This is a genomic window from Streptomyces sp. NPDC050164 (genome assembly GCF_044459945.1).
Taxonomy (GTDB): domain Bacteria; phylum Actinomycetota; class Actinomycetes; order Streptomycetales; family Streptomycetaceae; genus Streptomyces; species Streptomyces coeruleorubidus_A.
In genome coordinates this window covers 370,948-393,069 of record NZ_JBITJK010000001.1, presented here as the reverse complement: position 1 = coordinate 393,069, position 22,122 = coordinate 370,948, and the positions used below count along the sequence as shown (strand labels likewise).

General features: G+C 71.5%; 21 protein-coding genes and 1 pseudogene. 6 read left to right on the top strand and 16 right to left on the bottom strand.

The features are described 5' to 3' along the window. Nucleotides 1-12 precede the first annotated feature (12 nt). The 6 genes from cpaB to ACIBNA_RS01835 form a co-directional block, all read right to left on the bottom strand. A complete protein-coding gene (gene cpaB / locus ACIBNA_RS01860; protein WP_399163310.1) occupies nt 13-717 on the bottom strand; it encodes a Flp pilus assembly protein CpaB in 705 nt (234 codons plus the stop codon). Between the two features lie 149 nt (nt 718-866). After that, nucleotides 867-1,739 carry a hypothetical protein gene (locus ACIBNA_RS01855; protein ID WP_399163309.1) on the bottom strand — a complete coding sequence of 291 codons (873 nt, stop codon included), beginning with the start codon at nt 1,737-1,739 and terminating at the stop codon, nt 867-869. A 203-nt stretch (nt 1,740-1,942) separates the two neighbouring features. Beyond that, on the bottom strand, nt 1,943-3,259 hold the full coding sequence (locus ACIBNA_RS01850) for an Nramp family divalent metal transporter (RefSeq protein ID WP_399163308.1): 1,317 nt from the start codon (nt 3,257-3,259) through the stop codon (nt 1,943-1,945). Between the two features lie 205 nt (nt 3,260-3,464). Continuing rightward, nucleotides 3,465-3,947 carry an ATP-binding protein gene (locus ACIBNA_RS01845; protein ID WP_399163307.1) on the bottom strand — a complete coding sequence of 161 codons (483 nt, stop codon included), beginning with the start codon at nt 3,945-3,947 and terminating at the stop codon, nt 3,465-3,467. Between the two features lie 77 nt (nt 3,948-4,024). Continuing rightward, nucleotides 4,025-4,936: an anti-sigma factor RsbA family regulatory protein gene (locus ACIBNA_RS01840; RefSeq protein WP_399163306.1), complete on the bottom strand. Its 912-nt coding sequence runs from the start codon at nt 4,934-4,936 to the stop codon at nt 4,025-4,027. Between the two features lie 50 nt (nt 4,937-4,986). Continuing rightward, a complete protein-coding gene (locus ACIBNA_RS01835) occupies nt 4,987-7,749 on the bottom strand; it encodes an ATP-binding protein (RefSeq protein WP_399163305.1) in 2,763 nt (920 codons plus the stop codon). A gap of 269 nt (nt 7,750-8,018) precedes the next feature. Here ACIBNA_RS01835 and ACIBNA_RS01830 point away from each other — a divergent pair, with 269 nt between their 5' ends. Continuing rightward, nucleotides 8,019-9,371 (top strand): M14 family metallopeptidase, encoded by a 1,353-nt coding sequence (locus ACIBNA_RS01830; RefSeq protein ID WP_399163304.1) that lies wholly within the window; start codon nt 8,019-8,021, stop codon nt 9,369-9,371. Here the strand turns inward: ACIBNA_RS01830 and ACIBNA_RS01825 are convergent, their stop codons facing one another. The 5 genes and pseudogenes from ACIBNA_RS01825 to ACIBNA_RS01805 all read right to left on the bottom strand — a co-directional run bounded on the left by ACIBNA_RS01825 (nt 9,372) and on the right by ACIBNA_RS01805 (nt 12,712). After that, on the bottom strand, nt 9,372-9,899 hold the full coding sequence (locus ACIBNA_RS01825) for a hypothetical protein (RefSeq protein WP_399163303.1): 528 nt from the start codon (nt 9,897-9,899) through the stop codon (nt 9,372-9,374). Between the two features lie 124 nt (nt 9,900-10,023). Further along, a pseudogene (locus ACIBNA_RS01820) lies at nt 10,024-10,313 on the bottom strand (helix-turn-helix domain-containing protein); the annotation flags it as partial. 184 nt (nt 10,314-10,497) lie between these two features. Continuing rightward, nucleotides 10,498-10,911 (bottom strand): RidA family protein, encoded by a 414-nt coding sequence (locus ACIBNA_RS01815; protein WP_399163302.1) that lies wholly within the window; start codon nt 10,909-10,911, stop codon nt 10,498-10,500. Then, nucleotides 10,908-11,669 carry an IclR family transcriptional regulator gene (locus ACIBNA_RS01810; protein WP_399163301.1) on the bottom strand — a complete coding sequence of 254 codons (762 nt, stop codon included), beginning with the start codon at nt 11,667-11,669 and terminating at the stop codon, nt 10,908-10,910. The genes ACIBNA_RS01815 and ACIBNA_RS01810 overlap by 4 nt, the downstream gene beginning before the upstream one ends. Then, nucleotides 11,666-12,712 carry a sugar kinase gene (locus ACIBNA_RS01805; protein ID WP_399163300.1) on the bottom strand — a complete coding sequence of 349 codons (1,047 nt, stop codon included), beginning with the start codon at nt 12,710-12,712 and terminating at the stop codon, nt 11,666-11,668. Before ACIBNA_RS01805 ends, ACIBNA_RS01810 begins: the two co-directional genes overlap by 4 nt. Nucleotides 12,713-12,857: 145 nt before the next feature. Here ACIBNA_RS01805 and ACIBNA_RS01800 point away from each other — a divergent pair, with 145 nt between their 5' ends. Further along, nucleotides 12,858-14,135, top strand: coding sequence for an amino acid deaminase (locus ACIBNA_RS01800; protein WP_399163299.1), 1,278 nt, complete (start codon nt 12,858-12,860; stop codon nt 14,133-14,135). Between the two features lie 12 nt (nt 14,136-14,147). Further along, a complete protein-coding gene (locus tag ACIBNA_RS01795) occupies nt 14,148-15,749 on the top strand; it encodes an amidohydrolase family protein (protein WP_399163298.1) in 1,602 nt (533 codons plus the stop codon). A gap of 28 nt (nt 15,750-15,777) precedes the next feature. Here ACIBNA_RS01795 and ACIBNA_RS01790 read toward each other — a convergent pair whose 3' ends face one another. The 5 genes from ACIBNA_RS01790 to ACIBNA_RS01770 all read right to left on the bottom strand — a co-directional run bounded on the left by ACIBNA_RS01790 (nt 15,778) and on the right by ACIBNA_RS01770 (nt 18,933). Continuing rightward, nucleotides 15,778-16,701 (bottom strand): trypsin-like serine peptidase, encoded by a 924-nt coding sequence (locus ACIBNA_RS01790; protein ID WP_399163297.1) that lies wholly within the window; start codon nt 16,699-16,701, stop codon nt 15,778-15,780. Between the two features lie 165 nt (nt 16,702-16,866). Further along, the gene (locus ACIBNA_RS01785; RefSeq protein ID WP_399163296.1) at nt 16,867-17,319 is read right to left on the bottom strand and encodes a hypothetical protein; all 453 of its coding nucleotides are present in this window, start codon (nt 17,317-17,319) and stop codon (nt 16,867-16,869) included. Nucleotides 17,320-17,389: 70 nt separating this feature from the next. Beyond that, nucleotides 17,390-17,854 carry a P-loop NTPase fold protein gene (locus ACIBNA_RS01780; RefSeq protein ID WP_399163295.1) on the bottom strand — a complete coding sequence of 155 codons (465 nt, stop codon included), beginning with the start codon at nt 17,852-17,854 and terminating at the stop codon, nt 17,390-17,392. Then, nucleotides 17,839-18,201 carry a P-loop NTPase fold protein gene (locus ACIBNA_RS01775; RefSeq protein ID WP_399163294.1) on the bottom strand — a complete coding sequence of 121 codons (363 nt, stop codon included), beginning with the start codon at nt 18,199-18,201 and terminating at the stop codon, nt 17,839-17,841. Before ACIBNA_RS01775 ends, ACIBNA_RS01780 begins: the two co-directional genes overlap by 16 nt. A 36-nt stretch (nt 18,202-18,237) precedes the next feature. After that, complete coding sequence (locus tag ACIBNA_RS01770; protein WP_399163293.1) at nt 18,238-18,933, bottom strand: hypothetical protein; 696 nt, start codon at nt 18,931-18,933, stop codon at nt 18,238-18,240. A gap of 127 nt (nt 18,934-19,060) precedes the next feature. Here ACIBNA_RS01770 and ACIBNA_RS01765 point away from each other — a divergent pair, with 127 nt between their 5' ends. The 3 genes from ACIBNA_RS01765 to ACIBNA_RS01755 all read left to right on the top strand — a co-directional run bounded on the left by ACIBNA_RS01765 (nt 19,061) and on the right by ACIBNA_RS01755 (nt 22,119). After that, a complete protein-coding gene (locus ACIBNA_RS01765) occupies nt 19,061-20,272 on the top strand; it encodes a pyridoxal phosphate-dependent aminotransferase (protein WP_399163292.1) in 1,212 nt (403 codons plus the stop codon). 112 nt (nt 20,273-20,384) lie between these two features. After that, nucleotides 20,385-20,807, top strand: coding sequence for a hypothetical protein (locus ACIBNA_RS01760; protein ID WP_399163291.1), 423 nt, complete (start codon nt 20,385-20,387; stop codon nt 20,805-20,807). 247 nt (nt 20,808-21,054) lie between these two features. Beyond that, the gene (locus tag ACIBNA_RS01755; RefSeq protein ID WP_399163290.1) at nt 21,055-22,119 is read left to right on the top strand and encodes a hypothetical protein; all 1,065 of its coding nucleotides are present in this window, start codon (nt 21,055-21,057) and stop codon (nt 22,117-22,119) included. Nucleotides 22,120-22,122: the final 3 nt, after the last annotated feature.

Below are 22,122 nucleotides of genomic sequence, written 5' to 3'. Positions count from 1 at the left end.
TGATCCAGAACCTCACTTGTCCTTGGCGAGTTCGTAGGTCCGCTCGCTGGGACGGATGGTGGTGTCGCTGCCGGGCGCCACAAGGGCGAGCCGGACATGCTGCGCGAAGGACTCGGCATAGGCGACGCGCTGGGCGTCCATCGTGCTGAGGGCGAAGGTGATCGGCACGGCCTGTGTCGCCGCCCGCCTGTTCTCCTCGCTCGGCTCGAGGGCGGTCAGCCGGCCCACGTCGATGACCTTGGCCTTGGACACGATGATCCGCGACTCGGCGGGGTCACCCTGCCGGTCGCCCGCGAACGTGGCGAACACGTTGACGGTGGCACCCGGGGTGATCTTGCCCGCGACGCCGGTCTCGGCGTCGATCATGATGGCGATCTCCTGCTCACCGGGCTCCAGCGCGGGACGCTTGACGATCATGTCGCTCTGCAGCAGCGAGCCCTGGCGCAATTGCGTCACGGCGATCTTGCCGCTGATCTCGGAGAGATCGGTCACGGCGTTCTCCGACAGCCAGCGCTTGGGCATCGAGATCTTTTCGAACTGAGTGCTGCGCAGGTCCGTGTAGGGCGCGATATCGCTCTTGATCTGATAGGCGGTGACCTCGGGGCCGACTTTGGACTTCGCATCGCTGATGACCGAGAGCACTCCGGCGAACGCACCGAAGGCGCAGAGGACCGACAGGAGCAGGAGTATGACTCCGCGGCGCTGGCGGGAATTCATGAACCGTGCAACCTCATTGGGGGACGATGGCTGAGCGGACGTGGATGGTGTTGTTGTCGAGCGGAATTGCGTACAGCTGAGCTGGTGGCATGGGGCGAACTGCGATGAGCCGTCCCTTCGCGCGTCGCGCTGTGGCAGCCGGGGACCACTCAGGGCGCGAGTGTCTCTTGGTTCAGGACACCCCCGGCGGGAGTTTGGTTCTCGTAGACGGGCGGCGTCGCGGAGCAGAACACGCATCGGTCTCCGATGCGTTCGAGACCACACCAGTGACAGCGATCACGCCGTACGGAAGTCACCAGTTGATAGAGGACCGAGATGTCCGGCAGGTAGGAGGCGAACTCGATCAGTTTGGCCGTGCCCCACCAGCGCGCGGACTCGGCAGGCAGCGCGACCTCGCGCAACCCCTGGACCTGCCATGAGTGGGCGAGGGTGTCTTTGACCCAGTCGGACTGCAGCTGCCCCTGGGCGACCAGCAGCCAGGTGCCGAATTCCGGCCCGGTGAGGGCCGCGTCGGGGCCGATCTTCACCAACTGCGGTGCGGGGTTCGCGACCACACCGAACTGGCTGCCGGGCACCCAGGACTTCGCGTGTGACTTCAGACTGACCGGGACACGGTCGAGCTTGGCGACGGAGTTGAGCAGCGCACCCGCGTAGATGTAGTGGGTGAGCAGCCGGGCCGCAGAGGCCACCACTCCGGCGGAGAGGTCACAGACGGACAGCTGCCGCAACTGGCGGACCAGGGCGGCAAGTCCGAGCGGGGGGAGGTCTGACCTGAGCAAAGCGATGCGATCGCTCTCCAGAATCGACCGCACGGTGTGCAAGCGCCGCACGACAGCGGCGGAGGCCGCCGCCGAATAGACCACGATCACATACCCGTGCCGGTCGATCAGTACCTGCATGTCAGCGAGCGCTGCTTCCAGCGGCTGGGCTTCGGGGGGCTGTAACGGAATCGCGGTCGGGGTCTGTTGGTCTTCTGGTGGCAGCACCAGATCAGGACTGGTGACAGCGACAGCAGTCGGCACGACGAGTTCCCCGTTTCACTCCGGCCGCCACCAGACCCGGTGGCCATGGTTGTGGACAGCCCTCGAAGCTACCTCAGCACTTTATCCAGCCCCAACATGCCTAGAAAACACTTCTCTCCGACCCTGCGAGACAGTCACAGGGGGCAAATTGAGCGCTACATTCCGCTATATACTGACAGGACGGACAGGTGTGGCCCGTCCGATCAGAAGAACTCCCCCCACGGCTGGTCCCAGACCTGCTTCACGCACAGGATCAGGAACAGCAGGCCCGCGACGCCGAGCATCGCGTTGCTGAGCGGGCCGTTGCGCCACTCCCTGGGTGTGCGGGGGGAGTTCAGGAGCCAGATCAGCGTGCCGGCGAGGAAGGGCAGGAAGGCCGCGCCGAGGACGCCGTAGATGATGATCAGCCGGAAGGGCTGGCCCTCGAAGAGGAGGATCATGGGCGGGAAGGTCAGCCAGAGCAGGTAGGCGCGGAAGGGCCAGGAGCGTTCGCGTGTCCCCGAGGCGACCTCCTCGCCCTTGGCCTGGCCCTTGCCCGACAGCCGGGCCACGAAGTCGGCGAACATCAGGCTCACGCCGTGCCAGACGCCGATCAGCGAGGTGAAGGACGTGGCGAAGAAGCCGATCAGGAAGAACTTCGCCGTCGCCGTGCCGTACTCCTTCTCCAGGATGTCGCCGAGCTGGATCAGGCCCTTGTCGCCGCTCGCGATCGCGATGTTCGCCGAGTGCAGGAGCTCCGCGCCGACGAAGAGCATGGCGATCACGAAGATGCCGGTCGTGGCGTAGGCGACGCGGTTGTCCAGGCGCATGACCTTCATCCAGCCGGTGTCGGTCCAGCCCTTGGCGTTGACCCAGTAGCCGTAGGCCGCGAGGGTGATCGTGCCGCCGACGCCGCCGATCAGACCCAGGGTGTTGAGGATCGAGTCCTTCTCGTCGGGCAGCACCGGCAGGAGGCCCGCGAAGGCGTCGGGGATGTTGGGCGTGACGCGGATCGCCAGGTACACCGTCACCAGGAACATGACGCCCACCAGGACCGTCATGACCTTCTCGAACACCGCGTACTTGTTGAACCAGACGAAGACCAGACCGACCAGACCGCAGGCGATGCCCCACCACTTCAGGTCCATCACGTCGGGGAACAGCGCCTGGAGCGGCAGCGCGCTCGACGACATCGCCGCCGCGCCGTAGACGAAGCCCCAGACCACGACGTAGACGGCGAAGAACCAGGTGGTCCAGCGGCCGAGGCTGGCCCAGCCGTCGAACAGGGTGCGGCCCGTGGACAGATGCCAGCGGCCCGCCGCCTCGGCCAGCGAGATCTTCACCAGGCAGCCGATGATCGCGGCCCACAGGAGGGTGTAACCGAAGTTGCTGCCCGCGATCAGCGTGGCGACCAGGTCGCCGGCGCCGACACCGGTCGCCGCGACGACGATGCCCGGGCCGATGTACTTCCAACTCGCCTTACGCTGCGGGGGGTGTTGCGACGCCTCGTGGTCCGTGGTGTTTCCCGTGGTGTCCGCCATGCAGGTCAAGAAAGCCCAAAGGCGCCTGTGGGACAAGAGGGCGTGACCGGATCTTCACGTGATGCGCGTACAAGGCACCTTCCCGAACGGGGCCCCGGACAGGCCCCGGCTGGGCACACCGCCGGGGCCCGACCTGGGGTCCTGCCGTCAAATGCCCGTCGTCCGCCCGGAGGGCGGGCATTTGACGGCAGGACCCAGCGGAGCGTCACGGCTGTCGCCGACCACAGCCGTCCGATCCGCACGTGCCGAGCTCGAACCACACGGTCTTGCCCGGCCCGTCCTGGTGGCAGCCCCAGCGCTGGGCCAGCGCGTCCACCAGGAACATCCCGCGGCCGCTCGACCCGGTGCCGGCGTCCAGGACCCGGGGGACGCGGCGATCGGTGTCGGCGACCTCGCAGCGCAGTACGCCGTGCGCGGCGAAGAGTATGAGCCGGAAGCGGCTCTCGGCGTGCACCAGGGCGTTGGTGGCCAGTTCGCCGACGAGCAGTTCCGCCACGTCCGCCACCTCACCGCGCTCCGCGAGCCCCCACCCCTCCAGCTGCCTGCGCACCTGAGCGCGTGCCTCGCGGACGGCGCGGGGCTCGGGGGCGTACTCGACGCTCAGGTGGCCTGCTCCCAGGGGTGGTTGCAGGAACGGGCCGTACCTGGCGTCGGGGTCCGGGAGGTGGGGCCCGGAGAATTGCGGCATGGCTCCAGGGTGTCCCGGGGGCCGGTCCGGCACAGGGGGAGGACTACCCGATCCCCTACCTGCATGTGCCGGTGGGGTCACCCGTACTGGAGGCGGACCGTGGCTCCCTCGGCGTCGTCGCGGATGTCCACGTACGCGCAGACCTGGCGCGCGTACCACAGGCCCGGGCCGGGTTCCGGGCTGGTGGGCCGTGGCGGGACGAAGCCGGCGAGCGGGTCGCCGACGGGGCGGGCCGAGCGCAGTTCGCAGACGCAGGCGGGTGCCTCGCCCCACAGCAGGGCGGTGCCGTCGAGGGGCGCCAGGGCCGCCGCCGTCTGAGCGACGGCCGTGGCGAACAACTCGGCGTCGGCGGCGGGCAGCCCCCGCCCCTCCGCCCAGGCCTGCACGGCCGCGGCGTGCGGCTCGGCCAGGGGCTCGGCGCCGGCCGGGGGCAGCGGCAGCGGTACGGCGTCGAGTTCGGCCGCGAGCCGCACCGGGTCCTGGTACACCTCCGTGCCGGGGTGGGCGCGGCGGGCCGCGGCGACGACGGCGGGCCCGGCGGTGCGGATGCCGTACGCGCACAGGGCGGTCGTGGCCATGGGCGCGAAGAGGAGGTTGGCGAGGGCCTCGTAGCGGATCCATTCGGTGGTCTCGCGGGCCGAGCGGCCGGCGCGGCCGCTCCATACGGGTTCCATGAGCAGGTGGATCCGGCCGCCGGGTGCGGCGTGGGCGGTGAGGTAGGAGGCTGCCTGGGCGACGGCGTTGGCGGCGGAGCCGGTGTACCAGTCGGTGTGCGGGATGCAGGTGACGTCCTTCGCGTCCCCGCCGAGGGCGTCCCGCAGCAGGTCCAGGTTGCGGGGGTCGGCGATGGCCACGGGGGGTGGTTCGTCCGGGGCGGCGAGGCCTTCGCCGAGGAAGGGCAGGGCGGCGGCCACGAAGTCGTCGTCGGTGTCGAAGACGGCCATGCGGTGGTCGAACGCGGCGGGCGTGGGGGGCTGTCGGGTGGTCATGGGTTCCCCTCGGGGTCTGCGGTACGGGCGGGGGTCTGCGGCAGGGCGGGTCAGCGCTGTGCCGTCACCCAGGCGGCGATCTGGCTGCGGTTGCTGAAGCCGAGCTTGCTGAGGATGCGTTCGACATGGCCTTCGGCGGTGCGGCGGGCGATCACCAGACGGTCGGCGATCTGCTGGTTGGCGAGGCCTTCGGCGACGAGCCGGGCGACCTCGGTCTCGCGGCGGGTGAGACGGACCGCGGTGTCGTCGTGCGGTGTCCGGGACTCGCCGGGGTGCGGACGGGCCGGTTCCTGGAGCGCGTGGCCGACGAGTTCGGCGAGGCCGAGGTTCCCGCCGCGCCGGTGGGCCCGTTCGAAGGCGGCCCGTCCCAGGGCCCGGCAGGCCCGCTCCTCGCTGTCCCGGCGTACGGAGTTGAGGGTGTGCGCGCCCCAGCGGGCGGCGTCGATGTCGGCCCAGACCCGGTCGGCGCCGCCCAGCAGCACGGCCGCGTGCCGGTGGGCGCCGCGTTCGGTGGCGATCGACGCGAGCAGGTCCAGGGTGAGGGCGATGCCTATGGCGTCGTGGACGGCGAGCTTGAGACGCAGGGCCTCGCGGGCGTGCCGCTCGGCCCGGGCCCAGTCGCGGCGCACGCTGTGCGCGAGGGCGAACATGCGCAGCACGTACGACCGTACCCACTGCTCGCCGTGCCGCTCGCACAGCCCGAGGGCCCGCTCGCACACCTCGACGGCCCGGTCGGCCTGGCCCAGGAGCCCCAGCGCGCAGGCGAGTTCGACCTGGCCGAGGCCTACGACGCTGAGGTGCTGGCCGGGCACGGGGCCGCGGGCGACGGTGGTCTCGAAGTGCCGCAGCGCGCCGGGCAGGTCGTCGCCGAACAGCCTCAGGACGCCGATGACGTACTCGGCGTGGGCGGCCTCGGCGGCGTCGCCCAGGACCCGGGCGAGGGCGAGGGCGTCCCTGGCGTGCCGGCGGCCGCGGGGGAAGTCCTGGGTGGCGGCGGCGAGCAGCCCGGCGGCCCAGAGGCCGCGGGCCCGCTCCGGGGTCGGCTCGGGGGTGGCGGCCAGGGCCCGGCCGAGCCAGTACAGGCCCTCGCGCGGGGCGCCGCAGGCGTGCCAGTAGAACCAGAGGGTGCCGGCGAGCCGCAGCCCGGCGAGTGCCTCGCCCGGGGTGGAGAGGCTGAAGTCGAGGGCGGCGCGCAGGTTGTCCCGGTCGGCGCGCAGCCGGGCGACGGTCTCCGGCTGCCCGGGCCCGAACCAGCCGCGCTCACACTCCTCGACCCACCGCAGCATCCAGTCCCGCTGCCGCCGCCGGACAGCGTCCTCCTCCCCGACGGTCCGCCGCAACTGCTCCAGCCCGTACTGCCGCAGCGTGTCGAGCATCCGGTACCGCACCCCACCGGGCCCCGGCTCCCGGCACAACACGGACTTGTCCACGAGCCCGGCGACGGCGTCGAGCACGTCGTCGGCATGAAGGGCTGGGGCAGGCCACCGGGCGGTCAAGGCGCCTGCGGCGTCTGCGGGCGGCGGGGGCGAGTCGGGGCCGCCTGGGTGGGGCACGGGCGGGGGCAGCGTCAGCCCGTCGACGGTGCTGCCCTCGGGGCGGGAGGCGATCAGGGACTCGGGGCGCATCACGGGCAACGGCACGGGCCCGCCGGGCGGCCCCGGCACGGGCGGCGCCGCGTTCCCCGGACCGCCGTCGAGCGGGGTCAGTGTGAGGGTCCCGGCGAGCGCTCGTGCGGGTCGGGTACGTTCACCGGAGCCGCCCGCGAGCCGGGCGCCGCCCGACGGCACGTCGGAAGGTGCTCCGCCCTGGACGCCACCCACGAACGGCCCGCCGGCCCCGTGTCTGCCACCTCGCAGGAGACTCTCCGTCGGCGCCAGGCCCGTTCCCCACCCGGCGTCCGGCTCCCCGGTGTCGTCCGCGCACAGCGCCTCCGCCGTCTCCAGGTCGAAGCCGCCCGCCAGGACCGACAGCCGCGCCCACACCGCCTGCTCGGAGGCGGTGCACAGGTCGTGGCTCCAGGCGACCGCCGCTCGCAGGGTCTGGTGGCGGGGCAGGGCGGCGGGGCTGCCGGTGGTGAGGAAGCGGTAGCGGTCGTCGAGGCGGTCCAGGAGCTGGTCGACGTCGAGGACACGCATGCGGACGGCGGCGAGTTCGATGGCGAGGGGGAGGCCGTCCAGGCGGCGGCACAGACGGGCCACGGAGGCGCGGTTGTCCGGGGTGAGGCGGAAGCCGGGGACGACCGCGGCGGCCCGGTCGGCGAAGAGCGTGAGGGCCGGGTAGCCCTCGGCGGCGGAGAGGTCGCCGTCCGGGTCGGGCACCGGCAGCGGCCGCACCTCCAGCAGGTGCTCCTCGGTGAGGCCGAGCCGGTGCCGGCTGGTGGCGAGGATCCGGACGCCCTCGGTGTCGTGCAGCAGCGCCGCGGCGAGTTGCGCACAGGCACCCGCCAGGTGCTCGCAGTTGTCGACGACGAGCAGCAGCCGCCGCTCTCGCACCTGCTCGACGAGGGCGTCCAGCGGCGGCTGGGCGGAGTGGTCGTGCAGCCCCAGCGCGTCGGCGGCGGCGAGCGGCACGAGCGCCGGGTCGTGCAGCCCGGAGAGGTGCACGAAGCGCACGCCGTCCGGGAAGGCCCGCTGCACCCGGGCCGCGATGCGCGCGGCGAGCCGGGTCTTGCCGACGCCGCCCGGCCCGGTCAGCGTCACCAGCCGTGCCCGGGCCAACAGCTCGCGTCCCTGGGTCAGTTCGCCACGCCGGTCGACGAAACTGGTCGTCTCGACCGGCAGCTGGTGGTCCCGTCGTGGCGCTGATCCGCCCATGATCAGCCAGTCCTCTGGGGGGTTCCGAGGATCCGGACACCCCGGCTCCTCTTGCGCGGACCCTCACTCTCCCCTGCCACGTACACATATGCACGCCCGGGTCACACCCGTGGGTGCACTTCCGCCGGGACAGCTCGCCCGCCACGCCACACGCGTACACTACGCGTCCGCTTTCGGTCTTGACCTGCTCATGTCATTGGCAGAACGATGTGCGCCACCCGCACCACGTACGTCGCAGTGAACAACCCCACCTCCCACAAGGAGATTTCATGCGACTCCGCATACGAGGCTCCGGTGCCCGCACCGGCAGACGCACCGCCGCCCTCGCCGCCCTCCTCGCGCTCGCCCTCGCGGCGCCCCTGACGGCGACGACACCGGACGCCACCGCCGACAGCGCCCGCAAGGCGGCTCCGTCGGCCGACGACGTCCGGCAGTACGAGATCCATATGCACTCGACGGCAAAGGACCGCACGGCACTTCAGCGCACCGGCGTGACCGTGGACGAGGCCCACGGCCACGGTGTCGTCGTCTCCGGACGCGCGGACCAGATCAAGAAGCTGCGCGCGCTGGGCTACGAGGTCACCCCGCTCGGCGCGGTCCCCGACCGGTCCGCCGGCGAGGACGACGTCCGGATCCACGACTTCCCGTCCGCCGACTCGCGCTACCACAACTACGCGGAGATGACGAGCGAGATCAACTCGATCGTCTCGGCCAACCCCTCCATCGCGAGCCAGCGCGTCATCGGCAAGTCGTACCAGGGCCGGAACATCGTCGCCATCAAGATCAGCGACAACGTGGGCAGCGACGAGTCCGAGCCGGAGGTGCTGTTCACGCACCACCAGCACGCCCGCGAGCACCTCACCGTCGAGATGGCGCTCTACCTGCTGCGCGAGCTGACCTCCGACTACGGCTCCGACTCGCGCGTCACCAGCATGGTGAACAACCGTGAGATCTGGATCGTCCCGGACATCAACCCGGACGGCGGCGAGTACGACATCGCCACCGGGTCGTACCGCTCGTGGCGCAAGAACCGCCAGCCCAACAGCGGCAGTTCGTACGTCGGTACCGACCTCAACCGCAACTGGAACTACCGCTGGGGCTGCTGCGGCGGCTCCTCCGGCTCGACGTCCTCCGACACCTACCGGGGCTCCGCACCCGAGTCCGCGCCCGAGGTGAAGGTGGTCGCCGACTTCGTGCGCAGCCGGGTCGTGGGCGGCAAGCAGCAGATCAAGGCCGGGGTCGACTTCCACACGTACAGCGAGCTGGTGCTGTGGCCGTTCGGCTACACCAACTCCGACACGACGACCGGGATGACGGCCGACGACAACGCGGCGTTCAAGGCCGTCGGACAGAAGATGGCCGCGAGCAACGGGTACACGGCGGAGCAGTCCAGCGACCTGTACATCACGGACGGGTCGATCGACGACTACCTCTGGGGCACGCACAAGATCTTCGGGTACACGTTCGAGATGTATCCGAGGTCCGGCGGTGGTGGGTTCTACCCGCCCGACGAGGTGATCGAGCGGGAGACCTCTCGTAACCGGGACGCGGTGTTGCAGTTGCTGGAGAACGCGGACTGCATGTACCGGTCGATCGGCAAGGAAACCCAGTACTGCCGATAGCTACTCGGCGTCTTCCTCGAAGTAGGCGTCCAGTACCACGTCCAACTGCTCGTCCCACTCCGTGAAACGGCTCCTGGCCGGCGCTTCGATCTCGATCGGGTACCAGCGCCGGTCAGGGGTGTGGACGGTGACCGTGTAGCGCTTGCCGAAGCGGGCGGTCTCCGTTTCGACCGCCCCGATCTCGTCCCAGCGGAACTCGCATTCCTGGTCGTCCAGGGACAGGCGTACGCCTCTGTGGTCGGCGACTATCCGCGCGCGGCGGTCGGACGCCTCGAAGACGGGGCCGTCGACGTCGGCCTCGTCCTCCTCCGGCCCGGAGGGGGACGTCTGCGCCGTCTCCTCCGGCTCGGGGGCGGCATCCTCGGCTTCCTCGACCTCGGCGACCTCGGGCTCCTTCTCCGGCCCGTCGTCCTCCGTCCGGCCGGACGCGGGTGACGTGAGCCCGGGGATGAAGGCCGGGTCGAATCCGGCGCCCTTCACGGGCTCGGCCTTAAGGGGCTGGCTGCTCGAACCTATGCGCTGCTCCACAGCGGAGCAGTATGGTCGACGAACCTGTGCCGCACACAGTCGGCCCCCGCATCGTTACACGATGATGCTCAACACCGCGGCCACGACGAACCCCGCTACCGACGTGCGAGGCGAAGGTGACTCCTCCGTTCTTTACCTGGCGGAAGAACGCGACGAACGCCTTGTCCAGGCGGCGCGGTGTGGCCTGCTGGGAGGAGAATGACCAACGGCCCTGATGCTCCGGGTCGAGCGCTCGGATGTCTTTGAGCTGCGCGGACTGGTCCCCATAGCGGATAGTGGTCTGCGAGACCGGTAGGCGTCTCGCCGCTCCTGGAGCGCGCCGTTGTACAGCGAGCAGTGGTCGGTCAGCATCTCCCGCAGGGCCTGCTCCTGCCGCAGGGTCGGACGCAGGAGGAACTTGTAGGCACGGATCATGAGCCGTACTCCATCGCCTTCCGCCGGGGACGCTCCCATTGGATGTCGATGCACCGCAGCACCATCTCGACACTCACCGCACAGACAGAGGCCTCGAAGCGAAAGCACAGCCGGGCGGGGCGGATCCCGGCAGGGCGTCCCGGGGGGGCGCCCTGCCGTGCACGGCCTGCGAGAGTTGAGAGGGTCAGCCGAGGACGGCCAGCGCGTCGATCTCGACCAGGAGACCCGCCCCGGGCAGGCCGACGTAGACCGTCGTGCGCGCGGCGGGCGGCTGGGTCAGGCCCTGCTCCTCGAAGTACGCGTTGTAGATCTCGTTGAACTCGGCGAAGTGGGCCACGTCCGTCAGGTATACGCGGATCATCATCGCGTCGTCCCAGCCGGCGCCGCCCTCCTGAAGGATCGCCTTGACGTTGGCCAGGGTCTGGAGCGTCTGCTCGCGCAGGGTCGGCCCGGCGGGCGTGGGCGGCTTGCCCTCCTCGGCGGGCAGGAAGCCGACCTGACCGGCGACCTGGAGGATGTTGCCCTTCTTCACACCGTGCGAGAACTTCGCCGGCGGGGTGGTGTGGGTCTTGGGGGTGAGTGCGGTCTTGTCCGTCATTCGGTGCCCTTCACTGGTGTTCTGCCGGAGTACTCGCCGCTGATGGCGTCCGCCGTACGGCGCACCAGCGGCAGGAGGGTGAGGAGTTCGTCGGCGGTGACGACGACGTTCGGCGCGGAGACCGACATCGCGGCGACGACCCGGCCGTCGGCGCCGCGGATGGGCGCCGCGACGCAGTTGATGGACTCCTCGTGGCCGCCGAGGTCGGTGGCCCAGCCCTGTTCGCGCACCTTCTCCAGCTCGCGCAGGAACGCGTCGGCGTCGGGTGTCGAACGGGACGTGTACGCGGGGTAGTCGAGCTTCTCCGCGACCGCCCGCCGCTCGTGCTCGGGCAGGTCGGCCAGCAGCAGCTTGGCGACCGCGGCGACGGTGATGGCGACGGGCTTGCCGATGCGGGAGTACATCCGCACCGGGTAGCGGCTGTCGACCTTGTCGATGTAGAGGACCTCGTTCTCCTCGTACACGGCGAGGTGCACGGTGTGTCCGCAGCTCTCGTTGAGGCGGACCAGGTGGGGATGGGCGATCTCGCGGACGTCGAGGTTCTCCATCGCCTCCTGGGCGAGGGCGAAGAGGCGGGCGCCGAGGCGGTAGCGCTGGTCGGACTGGCGGTAGACGAGGCCGTGCTCGTGGAGGGTGCGCAGCAGGCGCAGCGCCGTGGACTTGTGCACGCCGAGGCGGTCGGCCACCTGCCCCAGGTCGGCGGGACCCTCGGCGAGCAGCGGCAGGATGCTGAGCGCGCGGTCGACGGTCTGGCTCATGGCGTACGTACCTCCTCCTCGGCCCGTGCGACGGCGTGGTCGACGGCTCGCGTCCAGCCGGGGCCGAGTCGCAGTCTCCCCCACGCCGCGTCGTCCAGGGCGGCGAGGCGGTCGGCGTGCTCCCGCGCGGGCGGCGCGGCGAGGTCGCCGGGGACGGTGAGGGCGGCGGCGGCCAGCAGGTGCCCGTGCCGCAGCCGGTCCCGGACGGGCAGCCCGCGCAGGGTGGCGGAGAGGAACCCGGCGGCGAAGGCGTCCCCGGCGCCGACGGCGGCGACGACGTCGACCCGCGGGGCGGGCACGAAGGTGACGTCCCGCTTGTCGAAGACGGTGGCTCCCGCCGCGCCCTGCTTGACGACCAGCACCTCGGGTTCGGGGAGGGCGGCGCGGACGGGCTCGGCGCCGCGCAGCCCCCAGGCCTCGTCCTGCCCGACGAACACGAGGTCCGCGCCGCGCGCGAGGTCCCGCAGCACCTTCGGGGCGTCCGTGTCGTGCCACAGTCCGGGCCGGTGGTTGACGTCGAAGGAGACCAGGGGGCGGCCGGGCCGGCGCGCGGTCAGTTCGCGCATCAGGTCCAGGCAGGTCCCGGACAGCGCGGCCGTGATCCCGGACAGGTGCAGCACACGGCCGGCGCGGACCGCGTCCAGGTCCACGTTGCCCGCGGACATGGCCGAGGCCGCGGACCCGGCCCGGTAGTACGCCACCTCGTGCGCGTCGGTGGCCCGGTCCCCGGCGGTGCGGAAGTAGATGCCGGTGGGGCGGGCGGGGTCGCGCCGGACGTGTTCCACATCGACCCCGTACCCGCCGACGGCCTCGACCAGGTGGTCGCCGAACGGGTCGTTCCCCACCCGGCTTACCCACCGCCCGGAATGCCCGGCGGCGGCCAGCACGCACACCGTGTTGGACTCCGCGCCGCCGATGCCCCGGTCGAAGGAGGGGACGTCGGCGAGCCGGCCCGGCCGGGACGGCAGGAACGTGACCATGGACTCGCCGAGCGCGACGACGTCCACGACGTCGGGGGCGTTGCAGGGTCCGGTGGGGGTCACGATGCTCGTAGCTCCTGGTTGCTCGGCGGGGGCGGCGTGCGCGGCCGCTTTCGTTGACCCCGGGTGGCCGAGATGTTAGACAGCGTTGAGCGATATACGCAATGAGTGTTGCAATATATGCAACAGCCCTGATCAGGGAGGCTCCATGACAGCCGTTAGCGCCGCCGAGTCCCTCGCCCGGCTCGCCGCCGAACGCGTCGACCACCGCTTCAAGGGCCTCCCGCCGGACGCCGACGGCCTGACCGTGGGCGAGCTGGCCGCCCAGCGCCGGAACCTGTTCACCGGCGGCTTCGCCACGCCCGTGCTCGCGCTGTCCGCCGAGCGCCTGGAGCACAACCTGAGGCTCATGGAGTCCTACGCGGACCGGCACGGCCTGGCCTTCGCGCCGCACGGCAAGACCTCCATGGCGCCGCAGCTGTTCCAGCGGCAGATCGAGCACGGGGCGTGGGGCATCACGCTGGCGGTGCCGCATCAGGTGCGGGTGGCGCGCGCGTTCGGGACCCGGCGCGTGTTCCTGGCGAACGAGCTGGTCGACGCAGCGGCCCTGCGCTGGGTCTCGGCCGAGCTCGACGCCGACCCGCAGTTCCGCTTCGTCGCTTACGTCGACTCGGTGCGCGGGGTGGAGCTGATGGACGCCGCGCTGAGCGGTGCCCGGCGCCCGCTGGACGTCGTCGTCGAACTCGCCGCCGGGGAGGGTGCCCGTACCGGGGTGCGGACGGAGGCGGAGTGCGCGGCGGTCGCGGACGCGGTGGCGGGCACGCGGTCCCTGCGGCTGGTCGGCGTCGCGGGCTACGAGGGCGAGGTGCCGAAGGCGGACACGGAGCGGGTGACGGCGTGGCTGCGGCGGCTGGTCGCGCTCGCCGCGGACTTCGACAAGGCCGGACGGTTCTCGGGTGTGGACGAGATCGTCGTCAGCGCGGGCGGCAGCGCCTGGTTCGACGCGGTCGCCGACGTCTTCGCGGAGATCCCCGAACTCTCCCTGCCGGTCCTGAAGTTGCTGCGCTCGGGCGCCTACGTCTCGCACGACGACGGCCACTACCGCAAGCTGACCCCGTTCAACCGGGTGCCCGAGGAGGGCGCCCTGGAGCCGGCGTTCCGGCTGTGGACGCAGGTGGTGTCACGGCCCTGTGCCGAGCAGGCCTTCGTCAACGCGGGCAAGCGGGACGCGGCCTACGACCTCGACCTGCCCTTCGCCCAGGTGATCCGCCGCGACGGCGCCGAGCGCCCGGCCACCGGCGTGTCGGTGACGGCCCTGTCCGACCAGCACGCCTGGCTGAGCACCACGCCGGAGGCGGATCTGGAGGTGGGTGACTGGGTGGGTCTGGGTCTGTCCCATCCGTGCACGTCGTTCGACAAGTGGCCGCTGATCCCGGTCGCCGAGGCGGACGGCACGGTCGTCGACTACGTCCGTACGTTCTTCTAGGAGGCCGGCGCGATGGAAGAGCTCGTCATCCGGGACGCGGACGTCGTGGACGGCTCCGGCGAACCCTCCTACCGGGCCGATGTCGTGGTCGACGGCGGCCGGATCGTGTCGATCGTCAAGGAGGCCGCGGCGGCCGGCTGCCTGCGGCCGAAGGCGCGCCGGGAGCTGGACGCCGAGGGCCTCGTCCTGTCCCCCGGCTTCGTCGACATGCACGCCCACAGTGACCTGGCGCTGCTGCGCGACCCCGACCACAGCGCCAAGGCCGCGCAGGGCGTCACGCTGGAGGTCATCGGCCAGGACGGGCTGTCGTACGCGCCCGTCGACGACCGCACGCTCGGCGAGGTGCGCCGGGCGATCGCCGGGTGGAACGGCTTGGGCGACGACATCGACTTCGACTGGCGGACGGTGGGCGAGTACCTGGACCGCCTCGACCGCGGGATCGCCGTGAACGCGGCCTACCTGATCCCCCAGGGCACGGTCCGCGCGCTCGTCGTCGGCTGGGAGGACCGGGAGGCCGCCCCGCACGAGCTGGACCGGATGCGGCAGTTGGTCGCCGAGGGCATGGAGCAGGGCGCCGTCGGCATGTCGTCGGGGCTGACGTACACGCCCGGTATGTACGCCAAGGACGCCGAACTGACCGAGCTGTGCCGGGTGGTGGCGTCGTACGGCGGCTACTACTGCCCGCACCACCGCTCCTACGGGGCGGGCGCCCTGGAGGCGTACCAGGAGATGGTCACGCTGACCCGTCAGGCGGGCTGCGCCCTGCATCTCGCCCACGCCACCATGAACTTCGGCGTGAACAAGGGCCGGGCGCCCGAGCTGCTGGACGAGGCGCTGGCGACCGGGGCGGACATCAGCCTCGACACGTACCCCTACACCCCGGGCTGTACGACGCTGGCGGCCATGCTGCCGAGCTGGGCGAGCGAGGGCGGTCCCGAGCAGGTCATCGAGCGGCTGGCGGACGAGGAGACGGCCGAGCGGATCCGCCACGGCCTGGAGGTCACCGGCTCGGACGGCTGCCACGGCGTGCCCATCGAGTGGGACACGATCGAGATCTCGGGCGTGGGCGATCCGGCGCTGGCCGAGTTCGTCGGCCATACGGTGCGGGAGTCGGCGGACGTGCGGGGCGAGGCCCCCTGGGTGACCGCGCGCGGGCTGCTGCTGGCCGACCGGCTGGCCCCGACGATCCTCCAGCACGTCGGCCACGAGGAGAACGTCCGGGCGATCATGCGCCACCGCGTGCACACCGGCGGCTCGGACGGCATCCTCCAGGGCGCCAAGCCGCACCCGCGCGCGTACGGCACGTTCCCGCACTACCTCGGGCACTGCGTGCGGGAGTTGGGGGTGCTGTCGCTTCAGGAGTGCGTCGCGCACCTCACCTCGCGCCCGGCGGCCCGGCTCCGGCTGCCGGACCGGGGCCTGGTGCGCGAGGGGTACGTCGCCGACCTGGTGCTCTTCGACCCGGCGACGGTCGCGGCGGGGTCGAGCTTCGCCGAGCCGCGCGTGCTCCCGACGGGCATCCCGTACGTGCTGGTCGGCGGGCGGTTCGTGATCGAGGACGGGCGTCGCACGGACGCCCTGGCGGGCCGGGCGGTCCGCAGGACTCCCGCGTGACCGCCCGCCCCGGGGACCTGCCCTTGCCTTACGGCTTGGGCAGGGTGCAGCCGCTCGCGCTCAGGTCGAGCTTGTTGTCGATGCCGAAGCAGGCCGGGATCTGGTAGGTCTCCTGGCCGTAGTTGATGCCCTTGCGGACCGTCACGTTGCCGTTCGCGTCGACTTCACAGGGGTTGTTCACCGTGCAGCGCTCGCCGTCCTCGTTGCCGGTGTTGTTGACGGCGACGACCTTGCCGGTGGCCTCGTCGACGACGGGCGAGCCGGACGTGCCCCCGATGGTGTTGCAGGCGGAGGTGTAACGGACCGAGTCCTTCCAGGTCCAGTCGCCCTCCTTCAGGGTGTGCGCGAACCCGTCGATGTCGCAGCTGTAGACGCGCTTCCAGTAGCCGGAGGGGATGCTGATGGCGGTGCCGGCCACCGGGTGCTTGTCGTTCAGCGTCAGCGGGTTGATGCCGTACGAGCTCTTGATCTGCCCGTAGGTGGTGGTGAGCTGGTAGAACGCGACGTCCGTGTCGGTCATCGTGCCGTACGCGAGCTTGGCGGCGCGCAGGGTGGCGACGCGCGAGCCGGAGGCGTTGAGCAGGCTGAAGGTGCGGCTGGACGCCTTGTCGACGAGGACCTCGCCGGGGCCGGGGAAGCCGGACTCCAGACAGTGGCCGTTGGTCATCACCAGCGCCGGGTCGTTGGCCTCCGAGTCCGGCATGCGGACGACGGAGCCGGAGCAGTTGCTGAGCGCGACCGTGCCGGCGAGGTTCACGGCCTTGGCCGACGGGTTGAGCCCGGACAGCGTCTGCTCCACGGACGTGACCACGTCCGAGACGGCGGACGTGGCCGAGCCCGTGTCCGCGACCTTGCCGACGCCCGTGGGGGCGGCCTCGGCAGCGGTCGCGGGAGCCGCGCCGGCCCCGGCTATCGCCAGGGCGCAGAACGCGGCTGCGAGAGGTTTTCTCATGGGGGGTCCCCTCTTGCGACGGAGGCGGCCGGAAATCTTCCGGCCGCCTGCGGTGTTGTCATGCGCATTGTGAGGGGGCGCACCGCTGGGACACAAGGAGCGGCATCCGGTACGGGCAGCGCCGCCCTGCCCGCGGGGGAGTCGCCATCGGCCCAAGCAGTTGTATCAGGCCCGGTGTTGGCGGATGTCGGCGACCGCCGCGTCGATGTACTGCATGAGCGTCGCGCAGCCGGCCGTGATCCGCGCGCCCAGCTCACGGCACCGCTGCTGACGGGCCGGAGTGACCCGGCCGGCGAAGAACACGACCGGGCCGTCGAAGAGTTGGCGCTCGCGCCAGCCCTGGAGGTCGCTGAACCCCGCGCATCCGGCTCCCCCCCCCCCCCGTCCGTCCTCCTCGTCGGGGGCCGCGATCACCGGGGCCACCCCGCCCTCCTGAAGCTGCCTCACCAACTCGTCGACCTGCGGGAGCCGCATCCATTCCTCGATGAGGTGGACGAAGCCCTGGTCGCGCGCCAGCGCGGGGAACCCGGTGGGCAGTTCCTCCTCCAGCCGGGCCAGGGTCGTCGCCCGGCTGTCGATGTCCTCGGGCTCCGGTGCCGCCAGCCCGTGCCCGGTCACCGAGTCAACCGTGATCCGCCACGACTCCTGGTCGGCCCGGGCCCGCCTGGCTCAGCACTCTCCGGGGAACTCACGGGCCGCGTGCGCGTAGTGCCGTTCCGGACACCAGGAGCCGGTAGAACTCGGCGTGTGGGGAGGAGCGGTCGGCGATCAGCCTGACAAGGTCGTCGTCCAGCAGTTCCCGGAGACCGGAGCGCTCGGCCCAGTGACGGACGTACGCCTCGACCTCCTCACGGCCCGGCACCGGCAACCGGTAGCTCGTCTGGAAGATCTTCTCCATGAAGGCCGACCCGGCCGGCCCCAGGTCCCGCAGCAGCCCCTGCGGCCCGAGGGCCGACCGGTCGCAGCCGATCACGAAGGCGAGCCCCGGCACGTCCAGGTAGACCTTCACCGCCTCGCAGACGGCGAGCACGGTCTCCTCCGAGCAGCGGTCGAGGTCGTCGATGAAGACGACCAGCAGCAGGTCGCGCCAGAACTGGTCGACGACCCCAGCCGCCCCGAACGGCGCCGCGGCCACCGTCAGCGTCGCGCGCACCGCCCGGAGCAGCGTGCCCCGCGCGGAGGCGTGGTGCAGCGCCCGCCGCAGCAGCCGTCGGTCGAAGCTCGCCAGGACGGGAGCCCCTCGAGCGCGTCGGACCCCGTGGAGGTCCAGGCGTTGTACCAGACGGTCGCCACGTCCCTGTGCTGCCGCAGCTCCGCCTCGACCAGCCGCATCAGGCTGCTCTTGCCCATGCCCCAGCCGGCGTCCACCGCGAGGGTGAACGGCGTGGCCGTCCGCGAGGCGTGCAGCAGTCCCGCCGGCTCGCGCGCGGCCCGAGCGGTGCCCAGCAGGTCGGCCTCCAGGTCCGTGACCGGCTCGTCGTTGAGCAGCGCGAAGTCCATGTCCCGCCTCTCCCCCGTGCGGTGGACAGGCTCAACCTACCCAGTCCGACCGCCACTTGGGTCCTTGGTGCTGCCGTGGCCGTGTCCGGGCTTGCGGTCGGAGTTGCCCGGCGCGGACGTGGTGGTGGGGTCGGTGGGCGTGGACGGGGCCGTGGCGGCGGAGGCGGGGGTCCCGGCCGAGGGCTCCGTCGCCTTCGCCCCGCCTTCGGAGGACGGGCGGCTGGTCTCGGCGGCCGGGCTCGTAGGCGCTGTCCCGGACGACGGATCCTCCCCGACGGCCGGTGCCCCGGTGGCCGGCACGCGGGAGGGCGTGCCGGGCGTGCCCGTGGGGCTCGCGGGATCTCCCGCCGTCGGGCCCGTACGGCCGCCCTCGCCGCTGCGTGTCCCACCGGAGGGCGCACCCGAGAGGGAGAACCAGGCGATCAGCGCGGCCACCGACGCGGCACCGGCGGCGACCGCCACGCGGCGCGTACGCCACGGGCTCGGCCTGCGCCGGGAGCGGTGGCCCCCACCGGTGCGGCCACGCGCCGGCACCGGCGGCAGCTCGCGGGTGTCGCCCATGCCATCCGTGGGCTCCGCGTTGTCGTACGCGTCCTGCCATCCGTGCGCCGCCGCCGGATCGGCGTACGCGTCGTACGTTGGAGGCGGGTCCGGCTGCGGCAAGTACACGTTCGGCGGGCCCTGGGGCTCACCGTTCGTCGCTCCGTCGGCGTACTCGGATGGCCTGAACATGGCGGCGAATTCTAGGCACCGATGGTGCTGGTGGGACAGTGCGCGGGCGATATCCACCTAAACCCACGCGTCTCACGTGGCGGAAAACACGACCCGTGACGCATTACCGGGCCGTAAGCTCCCAGACATGCAGGTGATCCAGTCGACCAAGCTCGCCAACGTCTGTTACGAGATCCGGGGCCCGGTGCTCGAGGAGGCGATGCGGCTGGAAGCCGCCGGTCACCGCATCCTCAAGCTGAACACCGGCAACCCGGCCGCGTTCGGCTTCGAGTGCCCGCCCGAGATCCTGGAGGACGTCCTCCGGAACGTGTCCTCGGCGCACGGGTACGGAGACGCCAAGGGACTGCTGGCCGCGCGCCGCGCGGTCGTGATGCACAACCAGACCCTCGGCATCGAGACGGACGTCGAGCACGTCTTCATCGGCAACGGCGTCTCCGAGCTGATCGTGATGGCGATGCAGGGCCTGCTGGACGACGGGGACGAGGTGCTCGTGCCCGCCCCGGACTATCCGCTGTGGACCGCCGCCGTCTCCCTGTCCGGCGGCACCGCCGTGCACTACCGGTGCGACGAGCAGGCGGACTGGATGCCGGACCTGGCCGACGTCGAGCGCAAGGTCACCGACCGCACCAAGGCGCTCGTGATCATCAACCCCAACAACCCGACCGGGGCCGTCTACGACGAGGCGATGGTCAAGGGGCTCACCGACATCGCCCGCCGCCACAACCTGCTGGTCTGCTCGGACGAGATCTACGACAAGATCCTCTACGACGGCGCCACGCACACCCCGACCGCCGCCGTCGCCCCCGACCTGCTGACCCTCACCTTCAACGGCATGTCGAAGGCCTATCGGGTGGCCGGCTACCGCGTCGGCTGGATGTCGATCTCCGGACCCCGCGCGCACGCCGACTCCTACATCGAGGGTCTGACGATCCTGGCGAACATGCGGCTGTGCGCGAACATGCCGGGACAGCACGGCGTCGTCGCGGCGCTCAGCGGACGCCAGACGATCAACGACCTGGTGCTGCCGGGCGGGCGGCTGCGCGAGCAGCGGGACGTCGCCTACGAGCTGCTGACCCAGATCCCGGGCGTGACCTGCGTGAAGCCGAAGGGGGCGCTGTACCTCTTCCCGCGTCTCGACCCCAAGGTCTTCAAGATCAAGGACGACCGGCGGATGGTCCTGGACCTGCTCCGGCGCGAGAAGATCATGGTCGTCCAGGGCACCGGCTTCAACTGGCCGGAGCCGGACCACTTCCGGGTGGTGACCCTGCCGACGGTCGGGGACCTGCGGGACGCGGTGGGCCGGATCGGGCACTTCCTGGACGGTTACAGCCAGGCCTGACGGGACACCTCGCTCACCGTACGTGTGCAGCCAGTCCGGGTTTGTGAACAACTCAACTTTAGACGAAATCTAAGCTAGGATGGCTTCCTGTAAGCACTCAGGAGGCCCTCCCATGTACGAACCGATCCGCACCAAGTCGGTCCACAGCACGGTGGACGGCCCCGACCCCGACTTCCCGCACCGTTCCCGCGAGGAAGAGTTGGACATCCAGCTCGCGGGCCATCTCGCCGCCCTGCTCGCCGTCACGGACGAGCTGCGTGCGACGGGGACCTCGGCCGACCTGGACACCGCGGCGGAGCGGCTCGCGGAGCAGGTGGGCCGGCTGCGCGGAGGGCGCGCGCCGGTCCGCGTGCCGATGAGCAGCACGCGCCGCGAGCGCAGCGCGACGGCCCTGCACCAGCGGGCGCACGCCCTGGCGGGCCGCGCGCTGGTCGTCGCCGCCTCCCGCGCCGACACGGCGGCCGCCATCCTGGCCGCCGAGCGGATGGACGCGCACGCTGCGGCTCTGGAGCCGCGTGAACTTGCGTCCCGCTGAGCCCCTGAGGGGCTCCCCCCGACGGCCCCGGTCCGCGCGCACCCGCAGCGACGCGCGGACCGGGCGCCACTAATCCCTCCGCGAGGGCCCTCGGACCCCTTCAGAGGGGCCCTCGCAACCCCTTCGTGAGGGCCCTCGGGTACCACATCCGGAGCCCTCCATTCCTGTTGCATACCGGGATCGCCCGGTCATCCCCCGTTCACCCGGACCGTCCAGGAACGTTGGATTCCAGGAGCACGCTCCCGGTGTGAGACGTATCGCAGGAATCGTCCTCGCGGTCGTGCTGATCGGCGGAGTGGTGGCAGCCGTCGTGGCCGGCCGGCAAGGAGAGGACACGGGCACGGCAACGAAGACCGTGCGCGCGGTGATCGGATCGGAGAAGGCGGAGTTCTTCGCCGATCCCGACGTGGTGAAGGCCCTCGCCGCCAAGGGCTACACCGTCGAGGCGGAGACCTCCGGGTCCTGGGCCATGGAGGGCCTGGACCTCAAGGGGTTCGACCTCGCCTTCCCGTCCAGCCAGGCCCCGGCCGTCGAACTCGCCGGACGGTACAAGGTGCGCGGGACGCTGCCCCGCCCCTTCTACTCGCCCCTCGTCGTCGTGGCCCATCGCGCCGCCGCCGAGGTCCTGGCCGCGAACAAGCTCGCCACGCTGGACGCCGAGAACCGCGGCACGCTCAGGATGGGCGCCTACCTCGACGCCGCCCGGGACGACCGCACCTGGCAGCAGCTCAAGGGCGCGGACCGGCACGGGGAGCTCAGCGGCACCCTCTTCGTCTCCAGCACCGACCCGCGGACCTCCAACTCCGGCGCCCTGTACCTCGCCGCCGCCTCCGTCGTCGCCAACGGCGGCCGGGTGGTCGCGAGCGAGGCCGACCTCGACCGCACCGCACCCCTGCTGAAGAAGCTCGTCACCGTCCAGGGCGCGCAGCAGTCCAGCTCGGACGCGGTGTTCCGGGACTTCGTCAGCGGCGCGGGCAACCCCCTGGTGCTGGTCTACGAGTCGCAGGTCGCCGCACTCCTCGCGGGCGGGCAGCAGCCAGGCGACCTCGCCGTGCTCTACCCCGACACGACCGTCAACAGCGACCACACCGTCGTGGCACTGAGCGAAGCCGGGCGGGCGCTCGGCGAACTGCTCGGCAGCGACCCGAAGGTGCGGGAGCTCGCCGTCCGGCACGGATTCCGGCCGCAGGGCGCCGCCGCCGGGTTCCCCTCGGCCGCCACCTATCTCAAGCAGGAACTGACCGGTGTCCGGCAAGCGCCCGTGCCCACCTCCGAGGTGCTGCACGAGATGGCGCGCCGGGCACGCGGATGACAG